Below are 15313 nucleotides of genomic sequence, written 5' to 3'. Positions count from 1 at the left end.
TGATCCGCCGGCAAGCAATCCAGAGGGTAAGTCTCAAGCTTCGAAGGCCCGCCTAGTGCGGGCCTTCTTTTGTTATGAGGCGATGCGAATGGGCAGCTCCTGCTGGTAATCGTCCTGGTCGAGTGCGGCCAGGTCTTCCTTCAGTTGGGGCTCGACAACGGACAGAAGGTACTCAGTGACGGTCAGTCCCTTGTGAGCTGCCACTTTGGCGATACCGTCAGCGGTGGGTTCGGGTGAGCGAAAACCAATGAACTTACGCAGGCCTTTGCTGGGGCGCCCGCCGCCTCGATTTACTGCTACTGCCGTCATTTGCTGTGTCCTTTGATTTTGTAGCCGCCTAAACGGTCGGTTACAGCTTCATCGTTGTACTGCCTGTCGCCAGGACTACCTGAAAGCCCCTGCGACTGCTCCGAAGCTATCACCGGGCAACTGAACCCCATGGGATTTGTTTTCAGAAAACGAAAGCGTGTCGCGTATGTGACGTAGTGGGCAAGCATGAAAGGGGTGAGCTCGTGTTGGGCCCATATCGGATAGTACGAGTCGAAATGCAACCTGCCTTTCACTTCTTTTCAGCATGCGTGGCCTCTTGACGTCTTAGGACGCTTCGATAGGCGATGCCCGCGGTTGCATCCCGTCAAGCTTGTTGGGACGTCCTTCCGCGCGGTCGATTAGAGCGCCGACGTACTCACCGAAGGACATGTTGTACCGCTGCGTCGCCTTCCAGGCGGTGTAATGCTGATCTGGGAGCACAAGGCAGTTCAGTGGCGCCTTCTTACCGATCGGCTTGGGTGGGCGGTATTCCTCCATGTCATCACCCTCACTTCGGTTGAAGAGAACCGGTAGATCTACAGGTCCTGTCGCGGTTGCTCCTTCAAAAAGACCACGCAAGCGACAGACTACATACATGCTCCGCACATGCACAACTCACTGCCTGTACCCTCTGGTAGGCATCGGGTAACATTTTTGTCAGCTGCCCGCCTACTTTGCGGCGGTCTACACAAGTCGCGGAGCTTGGCTAAGGAGCTGTATAGATGGCAAATGGGGGCCGCAGCGTGTTTCTTACGCAGCAGCAGAAGAAAGAACGGCTGGCGGATCGCATGGGCATCCTGGTGGATATCTGGGAGGCAGATAACAACACTGCCCTGACTTACCCTCATGTGGAAGAGGCACTTTCGGCCCGCGGAATCCACCTGTCACGGACGCGGTGGTCCTACTTGATCAACGGCACCGGCAGCCTGGTGACCGATCAGGAACTGCTAAAGGGCATAGCAGAGTACGTTTTTGCGGTACCCGCCAGTTATCTGTGTGACCTCAATAGTGAGACTCCCCCGGAGGTGGAAGCGCGCATGGAGTTCCTTGTGCAGATGCGTAAGCTCAAGGTGAAGAACTTTGCGGCGAGAAACCTGGGGGCCACCTCGCCCGAAATGCTGCGGACGATTACCAGGATCATCGATGCGTCGATGAACGGCGAAGAGGAAGACTGAATGGGCCTCCCGCCGGTCGCAGAAAAGGTCCGAGAGTTATGCGGAGACGGCACGACGTCGATGGCGGAAGTCCTCGAACGTCTGGCCGTCATCTGCGAAAAGCCGATCAAGCTGATCGAGCAGGAGGGGTCTTGGGGAACTCTGACAGCCTTCAAATTGGACTTTGAAGATCACTTCAAAATCTATGTCCCGCCGCAAAACTCGACGCAGTACAAGCTTCACTGCATCTATCACGAGCTCGGACACATATATCTGGAGAGCTTCCAAGGCCACTTGGTTCTGCCCAATTTCTCTGAAGAGATGCTGAAGGAGGCTGCCGGCGCGAAAAGCATGAGCTGCTGTTCTATTCAGAATCATCCCGTAGAACGCTGGGTGGAGGATTTTGCATTCGAGATGTCAAAGAAGACCCGCGCGCGCAGCTCCTCCGAGACTGATCCTTTCCTCTGATAGACCATGAAACAGTTGCTCTTTACGCTGCTCAGTGCCCTATGTCTCCTTCGGATCCCCTCGGTAGTCAAGGTGGCGGAGGCCCGGGCATCGTGGGTGGCATCGATGTTCGGCCTGGCGGCGCTTTATTTCCTGGGAACGGTTACGCCGCTGGTGTCCATCGACAGCTACCTCGGTGGCGTCAACGTGACGAACCTTCTTCAAGCCATCTTCGCGCTGTTGGCGATCTTCTTCTTCAACGACAGTGTGCGGCGGTTAGCAAACGTACCAGTCAGGTGGACTTACTATGCTCCGTTGCTGAGCATTCCCATCATGATTGTCAGCTTCGCCCTCATTGATGACAAAGGTCCAACCTCTGCAGACTTCATCGCTTACCGAATGGACCAACTCGCGACCGTCACGTACAGCGGCACGTACATGTTCGCGTTGCTATTCACCGTGCTTAGGATCATCTACATGCTTCGGCACAAGGCCAGGGGCCTGTACGCAACATTCTCAGCGGGCCTAGTCGTGGTTGCGGCGGCCGTCGCGTGCCACATTGCATATGTGCTGCTGTTCCACTTCACGCCCTGGGATGACTTCGCAGAGTCGGTCGGAGCCTGGTTTGACCGTCTTTTCTATGCCGGCCTTTCGGTGACGGCTGCGGGGTGGCTGATTCTTTTCCTGTCCAAGCAGCTGCCGAGGTTGCGGCTTTGGATGATCGATGCGCTTTGGCTTACTGCGCTGAGGATCCGGGTAAATGCAGATCAGTCTCGGGTTAGTCCGGCATTGGATCTGTTCAATGAAACGCTGGAAAATGGGGTCTACAAAAGCCTCATTGTTCTGCACAACTACCAGCGGGGGAACATGTGCCCGTTCCCGGAGTCTCTTCAGGGCAGGATCAGCCAGATCGAGGCAAAGCTGGACGCGCGGGTCTAGCCGTCGGTCAGGATCGTTTTGTTGATCCAACTCGTGAGTTCGTTGGTGAAGGTGTGAGGTGACACATTCCACTCCTGAGTGTGGTGCGCCTCAGGTAAAGGAATCAGGGTAACGGTGTCGGGGTTCGCACGTTGGAACGCCGCCGAAATTTCCCAGGGAACCTCCTGATCCGCGCTCGAGTGCAGAACCAAGGTCGGGATTGACACCCGGTTAGGTACGTCGACCCATTCAAGGGCATCGAAATTGATCGGTTCGTCCAGCCCGATCATCTTCGCGAATGGGGGAGCCTGCAGCAAGGACATGACAAGGTCGGCACCTACCGCAGGCACGCCTGCGGCTTCCGCTCCTGCCGTGATGGTTTTACGCCAGCTCGTAACCGGTCCTACCAGGACGATCCCGGCGATCCGGTCCTGGTAGGCGCTGCGCTCCGCTGTGAGCAGGGCGATCGTCCCACCCATTGACCAGCCCGAGAGGATGATTCGCTGCGCGCCGTGAGCCACGGCGTAAGCCACAGCGCTTTCCACGTCCCGCCATTCTGTTTGACCAAGGTGGCTCGACTCGGCCTGTGGCGGGCTGACCTCCAAGTCGCTGCGGAATGAGGGCACCAAGGAGGTGAATCCCAAGGGGCTGAAGGCGTGGACGTCACGGAACATGATCGAGCGGTCGGTCCAGCTGCCATGGATGTGGATCACCCATGTGTCCGCGTTCCTACCTTCGAATAGCCATGCCGGCGCCGCACCGTAGGCGGTGGGGATGTGTACCTCTTCAAAACGCCCGCCCACGGCGGAGGGTTCGAAGAACACATCGGGCGTCCAGTCGACTAGGGGTCCCAAAGTCACCGGCCCGGACCCCGTCGGATGAATTCGACGCTCCACGAACTTTTGATCCTCGTCGATCAGGGTGACCTCGCCGACCCTGGTGTAACGCTCGGCCGCAGGGTCGAACACGGCGAAGTCGCCGTGGGCTTTGGTGTAGTCATCCAAGTCGATGCGGACTCTGCGGCCATCAGCTGTCAGCTCGGCGCGACGGTAATCCTTTGGTCCCCGTTTAACGATCTTGCGGGCCATGATGACCGCGAATCCGAATAGTGAGCCCACGGGTACGAGGAACGCCAGGCAGGCGAGGCCACGCCTTGTCGTCAGCATATGTCCCGCCCTCCAGCGCCGATCCGGGAAAAGTATCGAAGCCCAATCATCGTAAACGCTCCTCTAACCTTGTATATGTATGAAGCACACCCACTACAGGCGTTGCACATGTCCACTACAGGCAGGTACCCTTGGTAGGGGCCAGTTGGGGGCTCAAAGGGGGATTTGCATGCAGCGGAAGTCGCTTGGTCTCGTGGCGCTGATCGTGGTCCCCGGCATCTTGATAGGGCTGGTCTTTTCCATCCTCTTACTCCTCGCCCCAGCAAAGCCTGCTGCTGCCGACTGCGGCCCGGCCGTGTCAGTGGTTATCAACGGCGACACGAAAGTCGATGGCTACTCTCAAGAGCAATTGAAGAACGCTGCGGCGATCCTGGGAGCGGGCAAGGCGCTGAACCTTCCTGTGAAGGGCCAGATGATTAGCGTCATGGTCGCCTTGGGCGAATCGGGGCTGCGTGCATTGGACTACGGCGACGCCGGCGGGCCGGACTCCCGGGGGCTGTTCCAGCAGCGCGACAACGGCGCGTGGGGCTCCTACGCAGACCGCATGGACCCGACCATCAGCGCCACGAACTTCATTAAGGCCCTGCAGAAGGTCGAAGGCTGGGAGCTGCTGGAGCCGACGATCGCCGGCAACAAGGTCCAACGCAACGCCGACCCGTACCACTACCAGAAGTACTGGCCCGAGGCCGTCAAGCTCGTCCAGGGACTCTCGGACGGAAAGTTCTCGCTGGAAGGCAGCGACTGCGCCATTCCGGGGAAGTCCGGTGCCGGGGATGACTATCCGTGGAAAGACTCTCCCACGTGGATGCAGGTAGGGGCAGGAGCTGCAGCCGCATCACCGTTGGGCATGTTCTACCGCGAGTGCGTGGACTTCGCCCTGTGGCGGGTGAACCAGCAGATGGGGTCCACCGATGAGCCGTTCAAGTTCCTCAACGGCACGTTCCGCCCGGACGGGCAGGCCTTGGGCTCGGCCCTGACGTGGAAGGTCGGCTGGGACGCCAAAGGCTGGCCCACTGGTTCCGTTCCCCGTGTTGGTGCGGTGGTCTGGTACGCGCCCGGTGCCGGGGGAGCGGACCCGACCTACGGTCACGTCGCCGTGGTCAAGGAGGTCAAGGACGACGGGACCTATGTCGAAGAGGGCTACAACGGAAACCCGCCTCCGGATGATCACAACTACTACACCCGGACCGTCAGCAGCGATGTCCCTTCAGCGTTTCTGTACCTGCCCACCCAAGAGGAGAAGTAATGAAGAAGCCCCTAACCCTCATCGCAGTAGCCCTGCTTTGCGCCGCGTGCGCACCGGCAGCGAACACCACGCCTGCGTCGGCAGAATCGACCGCCACGCCGTCCGCGCCCGTTTCGCTGAGCGCCAGCAGCGGTCCACAGGCTCCCGGGGGCACGGTCCCGGCCACGATCGGCATCACCTGGGATCAGGCCAGCAAGGACGCGGCCGCGGACGTCGCCGAGAAGGCCATGGCGGACTTTGCCCGCCCCGGCGTGGAGGAGAAGCAATGGGCCAACGATCTTGCCCGCTGGCTGACGCCACAGGCCACCGCCGACTACTCGGCCGTTGACCCGGCCAACATCCCTGCAGACCGTGTCACCGGCCCGGCCACGTTGAACGTCGATGAAGCCAACGGCTACGGGGTCATGGCAGCGGTACCCACCGACGCCGGGACCTACACGGTGCAGCTGCTCCGCACGGGCAAGGAAGCCCCGTGGAAGGTCAACCGCTTCACACCTCCCTCGTCCTAAGCGCCGGAATCCTCCATCTCACATACGTAAGGAAGAAGCCCATGAGCACCACATCAACCGAGGTCCTGGCCTTTCCCAACATCAGGGCCATCGTCCGTGACAACGGAACCGCTGAGGTCGTCGTCGCCGGTAACTCCCGCATCGTCCCTGCCGGGGAGTCCCTGCAGGATCTCCGCAACAACGCCCTGGCCCTCGTCGTGGGCGAAGCACAGACGCTGAACCGTCCCGTCAGAGTTCAGATCGAGGATCCCGAAGGGCACGGTGAACTCATCGTGCACCCCGACAACAGGATTGAATCCGTCTCCTACGAGGCACGCCCCACCCGGCGCCGGGCACCGGAACCCGCGCCCGCGACTCCCACAGTCATTGACACCGTCCAAGCCCCTGCGCCTGAGCCTATGGACGCTCCGGCAGAGCCCACTGCTGCCGCCGTCGCTGCCGTGGACCGCCAGCCGTGGCCGCCCAATCCCGTGTCGTCAGAGACGACGGACATGCCGGCCACCTCGGTGCCGGAGACGGCAGTGGCAACGGAGGAAGCCCCGCCGACCCGGCGCAGCTTGAAGGAAACCTCATTCCTGGTCAGCGCCCCGGTCCTGGAACCGGCTACACAGGGCTGGCGGGGTGCGCTCACGCGCCTTGGCTTCCGGATGGACCCATCCGCCGAAGAACTCTCCGAGCGGGAGGATATCCGCACGGTCAGCCAGCACTGGCCCGGTCCCCGGACCATCGCCGTGGTCAACCGCAAGGGCGGTGCGAACAAGACCCCCACGGTCGTGATGCTCTCGGCCATCCTCGCCCGCTACAGCGGGGCCGCGACCGTCGCGTGGGACAACAACGAGTCCCAAGGCACGCTGGGGTGGCGGACCGAAAAGGGCGCCCATGACCGCAGCGTCCTGGACCTGATCGATTCCTCGACCGAACTGCTCTCACCATCAACAAACGCTGCCGAAATCGCCAAGTTCGTCCACCACCAGACCGCAGACAAGTTCGACGTCCTGCGCTCGGACGAGAACGAAGAAGGCGACCACGAAGTCACCGATGAGGAAGTCGACATCGCCCATCAGGTCCTCACCCGCTACTACCGGCTGGTGGTCATGGACTCGGGCAACACCGCCCGGGCGGCGAACTGGCGACGGATGATCCACCACACCAACCAGCTCGTCGTTCCTGTGACGGCCATCGAGGACCGCGCAGAAGCCGCACGGCTGACGCTGCAGACCCTCGAATCCCGTGGCGGACATGACGCCGAGCTGGCCCGCAACGCCGTCGTGATCGTCTCTGAATCCACCGATGCCAAGCGGACCATGTCAGGGGATGCCTTGAAGCGGGCCAAAGACGAGGCCCAGCGGATAGCCGACGGCTTTGAACCGTTCGTCCGGGCTGTCGTCCGGATTCCCTACGATCCGGCGCTGGTCAATGGCCCCATCCGCTATGAAGCCCTGCAGCCCGCAACCCAGCGGGCGTGGCTTGCGGCCGCGGCCGCCGTCGCCAAAGGCTTCTAAACCCACCCATCATTCGGACTTTCGAAAGGAGGAACCATGCAACAGTCCCTGAACCCCTGGATCACCAGCCCCACTACGGACATCTCGGAAGAGGAAACACTAAATACGTATATGCCGCCGACGGCAGTCATCAGTGCTCCTCTGAAGGGGATGGTCGAACCCGACGCAGCGGACCGGCTGGCCCGCCGCACCATGAGCGGTTCCGCCGCATTGTGGATCATCGGCGCTCACGGGGGAGCGGGCGAAAGCAGAGTCGCGGACCTCCTTGGGGCACGGGCCACCGATCACTGCTGGCCCGTCCTCCAGGACGAAAGCGAGCCGCGGGTGCTGCTGGTCTGCCGCGCCGACATGCGCGGCCTCACAGCCGCAAGGAGCACACTGACCCAATGGGTATCAGGAGCCACACCGAAAGCTGACCTGCTCGGCCTCGCGATCCTGGCGGACGCACCGGGAAAGACCCCCAAAGCGCTGCGCGACTTCGCCGCCATCGTCGGTGGGGGAGCGCCCCGGCTCTGGACCCTGCCCTGGGTCGAGGCATGGCGGCTCGGAAACGACACGGCACCGACCCGCGAATTACAACGCTTCATTACTGACATAGCCACCCTGGCTGCCGACACATCAAACACCGCTCACTGAAAGGTCTCACCATGAACTACTTCTCCGCACTTGCAACTGGCGTCATCCCCAACCCCACTCCGACCATCCCTGCAGAGGCAGACGGGCTGCTCCTGGTCCTGAACTGGGCCTCCGGCATCGGCCTGGTCCTCGGCGTCCTTGGCGTGATCATCGTCGGCATCGGCATGGTCATCCAACTCCAGCGAGGCGAAGGCGCACAAGCCATCGGCAAACTCGGCTGGGTCCTCCTGGGCTGCATCATCATCACCGGTGCCGCCGGCATCGTCCGCGCCTTCGTCTAAGCCACCACCAACAACGGGAGGTTCACCATGAGCCAGTCAACAGAGAGCACCACCGAAAGCAATCCGTTCACCAAGCCCGGGTTCATCATTGCCGCCGCGCTGGTGGTCGCGCTGATCGCAGCAACCATCGTGATCTTCCTGCTCCCCAAAGGACAAGGCAACGCACAGCCCGCCCCCGGGCCTGTGGAGTCCGCTGCAGCTTCAGCCAGCCCCAGCCCTTCACCTGCAGCTGGCGAGAGCGTCTGCGGGCTGCCCGCTTCTTCGGAAACAACGCTGGGAACTGCGCCAAAATCAAACTGGGAGCTTGTAGGACGCATAGCCACGCCCTCCGATCCAAAAACATTCGGACCGGGGACGACCGATGAAAGTGGTTTTCGGTCATGCTTTGCGCATTCCCCCACCGGCGCCTTGTACGCAGCAATGAATGTCGCAGCGCTTGGCTCATCCGGCTCCACAGAGTTGCAGCAGAAGCTCGCTGACAAACTGCTTGTCCCTGGCACTGGTAGGGACGCAGCAATGCGTGAAGTAGCCGCCGATACCAAGACGACGGCCCCAAGTACACCTATTCAGGTGCGTGGATTCCTCATGAGGTCCTATTCGGCTAGCGAGGCGAATATCGATCTTGCCTTCGAAACCGATAAAGGCGCACTAGGCCGACTCACAGTGTCAATGCGCTGGATGGACGGGGATTGGAGAGTGAAGCCAGCAGATGACGGTGTCACCTTCACGGGAGCAACCCAGATCAGCGACCTCAGCGGCCTGATCCTCTGGTCTGGGATCTGATATGGCCGAGTGCGACTTTGGGGACTTCGGATGTGGCCTGGGCAATGTAATTTCTGGCATTGCTGACGACGCTATTGGGAACTTAGCAAAGGCCATCATGGAGGGCATGAGCCAGATGGTGACGACTCTGTCTACCTTCTGGATTTCGATGCCCACGGTGAACCTGGCCAGCCAGGACGGCAGCACACCAAGTCCCGTGGTCGCTGCAGTGAACAGTGAATTGATGCCGTGGACCCTGACCTTGGCGGTTCTCGCCGTCATCCTCGGCGGAATCCGGATGATCTGGGAACAGCGCGGGGCACCGCTAAAAGACCTGCTCCGCTCGCTGCTCACGCTCACCCTAGTCTCAGGTCTTGGCCTGGGCGTCATTTCCATCTTGGTGATTGCGGCCGACGAATTCTCTGTCGCGATCATCGAGCGTTCCACGGACGGCAAGGGATTCGCAGAATCCATGAGCATCTTCCTTACGCCCCTGCAAACCGATGTCGGCGTGTTCATCCTTATCATCCTGGGCCTCATCGGGCTGATTGCTTCACTGGTCCAGATCGTGCTGATGGTGGTGCGCAGCGGCATGCTCGTTATCCTGGCCGGCATTCTGCCCACCACTGCCGCGTTCACAAACACGGAGATGGGCAGGCAGTGGTTCCAGAAAGCGGTGGGCTGGACCATCGCTTTCATTCTTTACAAGCCCGCGGCAGCCATCGTGTACTCCGTAGCGTTCCTCTTGATGGGAAACACCACGGGCCAGGACGGTTTGGTGGGCTCGATCACGGGCTTCACGCTGATGATCGTTGCTTTGTTCGCTTTGCCGGCGTTGATGCGCTTCGTCACGCCGATGGTCGGAGCCGTCGCCTCGGGCAGCGGAGCAGCGGCCGGGGCCGCCGTAGGTGCCTTAGCAACCGGTGCCGTCTCCCTGGGCCGTGGCGGCAGCGGAAGAGGCAACGCCGCGCCAACACCTCCGACCACAAACAACACGCAAAGCACGCACACCGGGACCTCTCCCAAGGGCAGTGATGGCGCGCCTGGTCCTCGGGGCGGGGGAGGTCAGCCCACTCCCGGTGTTACGGGTCCCGGCGGAGCGGCCGGCGCTGCAACCGCGGGCAAAGCAGGCTCCGCGGGAGCAGCGGCAGGGGCAAGCGGCGGGGCAGCAGCAGCTGGCCCGGCTGGCATGGCTCTAGCCGCCGGGGCACAGGTGGCTACCAAGACGTCGCAGGCAATCGAGAAGACCGCGCAGGATTCAACCGGGGAGGGCCCCAGTGGCAGCAATTAACACCGAATACAAGGAACCGTCCTACGGCAACTGGCGGGTGCCGAAGTCAGCGGGTGTAGCAAATTTCAGTGCCATCAGCACTGGCATTGCCTTCAGCGGTCTGCTGCTGACCATTATCAGTTTCATGATCTGGGGCCTCTGGGTTGGCCTGGCTGTTTTTGTGGTGATCGAGTCGCTGGCCTTCACGCTTTCCTTCAAGGACAAACACGGTCAGTCCACTATCGACCGGTTCGCTACCAAAATGACCTTCCGGATGGCGGGGTCTTCCGGGACGAACCTCTACCGCTCGGGTCCACTGGGTGTGACGGAGTGGGGGATGTACCAGCTGCCCGGTCTGGCCGCGAAGTCGACCTTGTACGAGTTCGCCGATTCCTACAAGCGCCCATTCGCCATGCTGCACGTGCCGGCCACCAGCCACTTCACCGTGATCTTCTCCACCGAACCCGATGGAGCCTCCCTGGTGGACCCTGAGCAGGTCGACGCATGGGTCGCCAACTGGGGTGGCTGGCTCGCCGGCCTTGCCGACGAAGCCGGCCTGGACGCTGCGGCCGTCACCGTCGAGACCGCACCCGATTCCGGGTACCGGCTCCGGAACGAAGTCGAGATGAATATTGACCCGAACGCACCGGAATTTGCCCAGGCCATACTGCGCGAGGTCGTTGACACGTACCCGGAGGGATCGGCCACGGTCCGCGCCTGGGTGTCCCTGACCTTCAACGCCTCCCTGCGGTCCGGGTCGAAGAAACGCACACCTGAAGATGTTGCCCGGGACCTCGCCTCCCGGATCCCCGGGCTGTCGGCCCGGCTGCAGTCCACCGGTGCCGGTATCGCCCGGCCGATGTCGGCGCAGGAGCTCTGCGAGGTCGTCCGTATCGCCTACGACCCGCCTGCAGCGCTGATCATTGATGAGGCCCACGCTGCCGGTTCCCCCGTTGCCCTGACGTGGGGTGAGGTCGGCCCCACCGCGACGCAGGCGAACTGGGATGACTACCGCCACGATTCCGCGTTCTCGGTCTCCTGGACCATGACGGGTGCCCCCCGGGGTTCGGTGAACTCCTCGGTCCTGTCCCGGCTGCTAGCCCCGCACGGGGACATTGACCGCAAACGCGTATCCCTGCTCTACCGTCCGATGGATTCGGCGCGGGCAGCTGCCGTGGTCGAGCGGGACCAGAATAACGCCAATGTCCGCATCACCTCCGGGACCCGGCCCAGCGCCCGGGCCTTAGTCGATGCCCGTTCGGCCGTGCAGACCGCCCAGGAAGAAGCTCGCGGCGCCGGCCTGGTGAACTTCGGCATGGTCGTCACCGCCACAGTAACCGACAGGGAACGGCTGCCTGATGCCGTGGCCGCCATTGAACAGACTTCTGGCACCGCACGGGTACTCCTGCGCCGCGCCTACGGCTCCCAGGACACCGCCTTCGCCGCCTCACTGCCGCTGGGACTCGTCCTGCCCAAGCACAGCATGGTTCCCTCCGAAATCAAGGACGCGCTCTAATGGCCCTCAAGGACCTTTTAACGTCAATGACAGTAAAGCCAGTAATGCCAGCAACGGGCGCGCCAAAGAAAAAGACTGCGAAGCAGCCGCGCGAAGTTGGGCCGGGTGCCCGTGGATGGTCTGGACGTGGCGGTGGCATGGCCCAGCTCATCCCGTCCGTGAAGGAGTACCGGGGAACCACTGTCCAGGTCTGCGGCCTGTGGCCGTTTTCATCCGGCGCGTCCTCGCCCATGATCGGCGTCCCGCTCGGCCGCCACGAGGAAACCCAGGCCACGGTCTGCTGTGACCCGATCAGCTGGTTCCAGCGCGCACGCCTCCTCTCCAATCCTTCGGCTTTCATTCTCGGCAAACCTGGGCTGGGTAAGTCCACCTTGGTTCGTCGCATGTTTCTAGGCCTCGCTGCGCAGGGCGTCAACCCGCTGGTTCTCGGTGACCTAAAGGGCGAGCACGTCAAGGCCGTCGAAGCTCTCGGCGGGCAGGTCATCAAGCTCGGCCGCGGCGTCGGGTACCTGAACATTCTCGATCCGGGCCAAGCCGTCGAGGTCGCCCAGCTCCTCGAGGACCACGGCCACCACGAAGCAGCCACCCGGGTCCGCGCCGACGCGCACGGCCGCCGGCTGAACATGGTCGTCTCCCTCATCACCATCAGCCGGAACAACCCGCCCACCGACCAGGAACAAACCATCCTGGACCGGGCCCTGCGGGTCCTCGATGACCGGTTCGATGGCATCCCGGTCCTGAAAGACCTCCTGGACGTGGTCGTCTCCGCCCCTGATGAGCTGCGGCAAGTCGCGCTGGACCGTGGCGACATGAACGTCTACCTGCAGGAGACCCGGGCGCTGGAAGCGACCCTGCTGGGCCTGACCGGGGGAGGGAAGCTGGGAGAAATCTTCTCCCAGCAAACCACCAACCCGATGAAGCGGGACCGCGCCGTGGTCTTCGACGTCTCCAGCATCGACGAGACCGAAACCGACCTCCAGGCCGCCGTGCTGCTGGCCTGCTGGTCCTACGGATTCGGAACCGTGAACGTCGCCAACGCCCTGGCCGACGCCGGTCTGGAACCGCGGCGGAACTACTTCGTGGTCCTGGACGAGCTGTGGCGGGCGCTGCGCTCCGGCAAGGGCATGGTCGACCGGGTGGACGCCCTAACCCGCCTGAACCGCTCCGTCGGCGTCGGGCAGATCATGATTTCCCACACCATGTCCGACCTGCTGGCACTGCCGGCAGAAGAGGACCGGATGAAAGCCCGCGGCTTCGTCGAACGGTCCGGCATGGTGATCTGCGGCGGCCTGCCGGCCTCAGAAATGCCGCTGCTGACCTCCGCGATCCCCTTGTCCCGGCAGGAGCAGCAGAAGCTCATCTCCTGGCAGGACCCGCCCGCCTGGGACTCACGCGGCCTCGACGTCGAACCCCCGGGCCGGGGCAAGTTCCTCATCAAGGTCGGCGGCCGTCCCGGTATCCCCGTCCAGATCGGCCTGACCTCGATTGAGAAGAACGACGGCCTGAACGACACCGACACCCGCTGGCACGCACCGGCGGAAACGCTCATGGACCCGGCAGCGCCAGCGCTGCCGACAGAAGGAGGCGCGCTGTGAGTGCACCGAACCGCAAAGGAATGGGCCTCGAAGATGCCCTGCTGGTCTGGCTGGCCATCGGCGCCATCGTCATCTTCGGCGGTGGCACCTACGCCGCTGCGCACCTCGGTTCCTGGATGGCCGGGATCGCCGCACCGCCTGCTCACCCCATCGACCTCATCGCCGGGCTCATCAAAGGCCGGGTGCCGTGGCCAACACAGTCCACCGTCGTCGTCTGTGTCATGGCCGGCCTGATCCTGGTTCTGGCTATTGTCGTTCTGGTGGCGTGGCGGAAAGGAGCGTCCAAGCGTGCCCGTGTCGATAAGGCCGCCCGCTACCTGGGTCGTGGCCAGTCCCTTGCCGCGTTCTCCGAGAAGGGCGCACAGGCCAAGGCCGAACGTCTCGGTATCAAGGACAATCCCGGGATCGTCGTCGGCAAGGTCGTCTCCACCGGCCAGAAGTTCGTCCAGTCCTGGGAAGACCTCAGCCTCGATATCTGGGGACCCCGAACGGGTAAGTCCACCTCGCGTGTGATGCCCGCGATCCTGGACGCACCAGGCGCCGTGGTCTCGACCTCGAACAAGCGCGACGTCGTGGACGGAACCCGCGGCGTTCGTGAGGACGTGGCCCCGGTGTGGGTCTTCGACCCGCAGAAGATCGCACAGGAAGAACCGGACTGGTGGTGGAACCCCCTGTCCTATGTCACCGACGAAGAGAAGGCCTACAAGCTCACCCAGCACTTCTCGGTCGGTTCCAGGGTGCCGGGGTCAAAGCCGGACGCCTACTTCGACCCGAAAGCCGAAGATATTCTCTCTTCGTACTTCCTCGCGGCCGCTCTGGGCGATTTGCCGATCACGCAGGTCTACCTGTGGGTGACCGAGCAGGTCAGCCAGGAACCCATCGAAATCCTCCGGGAGCATGACTACGAGCTGCAGTACAAGGGCCTGGAATCCACGCTGAAGCTGGCTGACAAGCAGCGCGACGGTATCTTCGGCACCGCCGAGAAGATGATCCAGTGCCTCAAGAGCAGGAACACACTCCGCTGGGTCGCCCCGATCGGCGGCGCAAGCGTGGCCAGTGATGCACGCCGGCAGTTCGACCCGCACGCCTTCGCCACCTCTCAGGAGACGATCTACATCCTCTCCAAGGAAGGGGCCGGCTCAGCCGCCCCGCTCACCACGGCACTGACCGTGGCCATCGCCGAGGCGATGGAAGAACGCGCCGAGCGCAGCGGCGGCCGACTGCCCAAACCGGCCTTGTTCGCCCTCGACGAGCTGGCCAACGTGGTCCGCTGGGCCGGCCTCCCGGACCAGTTCAGCCACTACGGCTCCAAAGGCCTGATCGTCATGGGCATCCTGCAGTCCTGGTCCCAGGGCGTCGAACTCTGGGGCGAAGCGAACATGAGGAAAATCTGGTCAGCCGCGAACGTCAAGGTCTACGGCGGCGGCGTCGCCGAAGAAGGGTTCCTCCGCGCACTCTCAGACCTGATCGGGGACTACAGCTACATCAACGTCTCCGTATCATCAGGGAAGTCCGGGTCCAGCCGCTCCCGGCAGGAGAGCAAGGAACGCATCTTCGATGTCTCCAACCTGGCCGAGCTGGACCGCGGCCGTGCCGTCATCCTCGCCTCCGGTGCACCCGCCACCCTGGTCCGGACCATGCCCTGGTACATCGGCCCACATAAGGAAGCCGTGGAGGCGTCCATCAAGAAGTACAGCCCGCAGCCAGAGGAAGAACCAGTACCGGTAGCAGCGGCGCCGGCCGTAAATCCATGGGTGACCGGGTAGGGGAGTAGGGCATGACTATCGAGATTGGCCGGTTCAGTGCAGCTCCCAGCTCGGACGTCGAGGACACTGGCGCTCAGGCCGGGGAACAGCAAAAGCCCCCGCAGCTGGTCTACGGCTCAGCCGAAGAGTTCCTGCACGAGCAGCTGCTCCCCACATACGTCCGCGATGTTGACGGGCGCGCTGCAAAATGGTGCATCGAATGGTACTTCCACCCGGAAGCTGTCTCCCGTGTAGAA

The 15313-nt window shown here is 62.6% G+C and carries 16 protein-coding genes; 14 read left to right on the top strand and 2 right to left on the bottom strand.

Going from position 1 to position 15313, the window contains the following annotated elements; translation table 11 throughout:
* Window positions 1-72 precede the first annotated feature (72 nt).
* Window positions 73-309: a hypothetical protein gene (locus ACZ9BC_RS17755; protein WP_138605593.1), complete on the bottom strand. Its 237-nt coding sequence runs from the start codon at window positions 307-309 to the stop codon at window positions 73-75.
* 722 nt (window positions 310-1031) lie between these two features.
* On the opposite strand from ACZ9BC_RS17755, the gene ACZ9BC_RS17750 reads away from it, so the two are divergent.
* Genes ACZ9BC_RS17750 through ACZ9BC_RS17740 form a run of 3 tightly spaced genes read left to right on the top strand, consistent with a single transcriptional unit; the run spans window position 1032 to window position 2849 of the window.
* Complete coding sequence (locus tag ACZ9BC_RS17750) at window positions 1032-1484, top strand: hypothetical protein (protein ID WP_476247068.1); 453 nt, start codon at window positions 1032-1034, stop codon at window positions 1482-1484.
* Entirely contained in the window at window positions 1485-1931 is a 447-nt protein-coding gene (locus ACZ9BC_RS17745) for a hypothetical protein (protein ID WP_476247067.1), read from the top strand.
* A gap of 6 nt (window positions 1932-1937) precedes the next feature.
* Window positions 1938-2849 carry a hypothetical protein gene (locus tag ACZ9BC_RS17740; RefSeq protein ID WP_476247066.1) on the top strand — a complete coding sequence of 304 codons (912 nt, stop codon included), beginning with the start codon at window positions 1938-1940 and terminating at the stop codon, window positions 2847-2849.
* Here the strand turns inward: ACZ9BC_RS17740 and ACZ9BC_RS17735 are convergent.
* A complete protein-coding gene (locus ACZ9BC_RS17735) occupies window positions 2846-3916 on the bottom strand; it encodes an alpha/beta hydrolase family protein (protein WP_476247065.1) in 1071 nt (356 codons plus the stop codon). The genes ACZ9BC_RS17740 and ACZ9BC_RS17735 overlap by 4 nt on opposite strands.
* A 247-nt stretch (window positions 3917-4163) precedes the next feature.
* Between ACZ9BC_RS17735 and ACZ9BC_RS17730 the strand changes: the two genes are divergently transcribed.
* The 11 genes from ACZ9BC_RS17730 to ACZ9BC_RS17680 all read left to right on the top strand — a co-directional run.
* Entirely contained in the window at window positions 4164-5240 is a 1077-nt protein-coding gene (locus tag ACZ9BC_RS17730; protein ID WP_476247064.1) for a CHAP domain-containing protein, read from the top strand.
* Window positions 5240-5749 (top strand): hypothetical protein, encoded by a 510-nt coding sequence (locus tag ACZ9BC_RS17725; RefSeq protein ID WP_476247063.1) that lies wholly within the window; start codon window positions 5240-5242, stop codon window positions 5747-5749. The genes ACZ9BC_RS17730 and ACZ9BC_RS17725 overlap by 1 nt, the downstream gene beginning before the upstream one ends.
* A gap of 41 nt (window positions 5750-5790) precedes the next feature.
* Window positions 5791-7251, top strand: a complete 1461-nt coding sequence (locus ACZ9BC_RS17720) for a MinD/ParA family ATP-binding protein (protein ID WP_476247062.1) — start codon at window positions 5791-5793, stop codon at window positions 7249-7251.
* 36 nt (window positions 7252-7287) lie between these two features.
* Window positions 7288-7887, top strand: coding sequence for a DUF6668 family protein (locus tag ACZ9BC_RS17715; RefSeq protein WP_476247061.1), 600 nt, complete (start codon window positions 7288-7290; stop codon window positions 7885-7887).
* Window positions 7888-7898: 11 nt separating this feature from the next.
* Complete coding sequence (locus ACZ9BC_RS17710; protein ID WP_012623549.1) at window positions 7899-8168, top strand: hypothetical protein; 270 nt, start codon at window positions 7899-7901, stop codon at window positions 8166-8168.
* A 27-nt stretch (window positions 8169-8195) separates the two neighbouring features.
* Complete coding sequence (locus tag ACZ9BC_RS17705; protein WP_476247060.1) at window positions 8196-8951, top strand: DUF8175 domain-containg protein; 756 nt, start codon at window positions 8196-8198, stop codon at window positions 8949-8951.
* Window position 8952: 1 nt separating this feature from the next.
* Window positions 8953-10221: a TrbL/VirB6 family protein gene (locus ACZ9BC_RS17700; RefSeq protein WP_476247059.1), complete on the top strand. Its 1269-nt coding sequence runs from the start codon at window positions 8953-8955 to the stop codon at window positions 10219-10221.
* Window positions 10208-11716, top strand: a complete 1509-nt coding sequence (locus tag ACZ9BC_RS17695; RefSeq protein WP_476247058.1) for an SCO6880 family protein — start codon at window positions 10208-10210, stop codon at window positions 11714-11716. The genes ACZ9BC_RS17700 and ACZ9BC_RS17695 overlap by 14 nt, the downstream gene beginning before the upstream one ends.
* A 137-nt stretch (window positions 11717-11853) precedes the next feature.
* Window positions 11854-13311, top strand: coding sequence for a helicase HerA domain-containing protein (locus ACZ9BC_RS17690; protein ID WP_476247057.1), 1458 nt, complete (start codon window positions 11854-11856; stop codon window positions 13309-13311).
* The gene (locus ACZ9BC_RS17685) at window positions 13308-15077 is read left to right on the top strand and encodes a type IV secretory system conjugative DNA transfer family protein (RefSeq protein WP_476247056.1); all 1770 of its coding nucleotides are present in this window, start codon (window positions 13308-13310) and stop codon (window positions 15075-15077) included. Before ACZ9BC_RS17690 ends, ACZ9BC_RS17685 begins: the two co-directional genes overlap by 4 nt.
* Window positions 15078-15088: 11 nt before the next feature.
* Window positions 15089-15313, top strand: a 225-nt coding sequence (locus tag ACZ9BC_RS17680) for a DUF4913 domain-containing protein (RefSeq protein ID WP_476247055.1), incomplete at its 3' end; no start/stop codon positions are given.

This window comes from Pseudarthrobacter sp. TE3704, assembly GCF_056279405.1.
This window is presented reverse-complemented; position numbering and strand designations above follow the sequence as displayed.

What these genes read in the sequence shown, in the direction of transcription:
- ACZ9BC_RS17755 (WP_138605593.1), bottom strand. Translation starts at nt 309, where the DNA reads ATGACGGCAGTAGCAGTAAATCGAGGCGGCGGGCGCCCCAGCAAAGGC.
- ACZ9BC_RS17750 (WP_476247068.1), top strand. Translation starts at nt 1,032, where the DNA reads ATGGCAAATGGGGGCCGCAGCGTGTTTCTTACGCAGCAGCAGAAGAAA.
- ACZ9BC_RS17745 (WP_476247067.1), top strand. Translation starts at nt 1,485, where the DNA reads ATGGGCCTCCCGCCGGTCGCAGAAAAGGTCCGAGAGTTATGCGGAGAC.
- ACZ9BC_RS17740 (WP_476247066.1), top strand. Translation starts at nt 1,938, where the DNA reads ATGAAACAGTTGCTCTTTACGCTGCTCAGTGCCCTATGTCTCCTTCGG.
- ACZ9BC_RS17735 (WP_476247065.1), bottom strand. Translation starts at nt 3,916, where the DNA reads ATGGCCCGCAAGATCGTTAAACGGGGACCAAAGGATTACCGTCGCGCC.
- ACZ9BC_RS17730 (WP_476247064.1), top strand. Translation starts at nt 4,164, where the DNA reads ATGCAGCGGAAGTCGCTTGGTCTCGTGGCGCTGATCGTGGTCCCCGGC.
- ACZ9BC_RS17725 (WP_476247063.1), top strand. Translation starts at nt 5,240, where the DNA reads ATGAAGAAGCCCCTAACCCTCATCGCAGTAGCCCTGCTTTGCGCCGCG.
- ACZ9BC_RS17720 (WP_476247062.1), top strand. Translation starts at nt 5,791, where the DNA reads ATGAGCACCACATCAACCGAGGTCCTGGCCTTTCCCAACATCAGGGCC.
- ACZ9BC_RS17715 (WP_476247061.1), top strand. Translation starts at nt 7,288, where the DNA reads ATGCAACAGTCCCTGAACCCCTGGATCACCAGCCCCACTACGGACATC.
- ACZ9BC_RS17710 (WP_012623549.1), top strand. Translation starts at nt 7,899, where the DNA reads ATGAACTACTTCTCCGCACTTGCAACTGGCGTCATCCCCAACCCCACT.
- ACZ9BC_RS17705 (WP_476247060.1), top strand. Translation starts at nt 8,196, where the DNA reads ATGAGCCAGTCAACAGAGAGCACCACCGAAAGCAATCCGTTCACCAAG.
- ACZ9BC_RS17700 (WP_476247059.1), top strand. Translation starts at nt 8,953, where the DNA reads ATGGCCGAGTGCGACTTTGGGGACTTCGGATGTGGCCTGGGCAATGTA.
- ACZ9BC_RS17690 (WP_476247057.1), top strand. Translation starts at nt 11,854, where the DNA reads ATGGCCCAGCTCATCCCGTCCGTGAAGGAGTACCGGGGAACCACTGTC.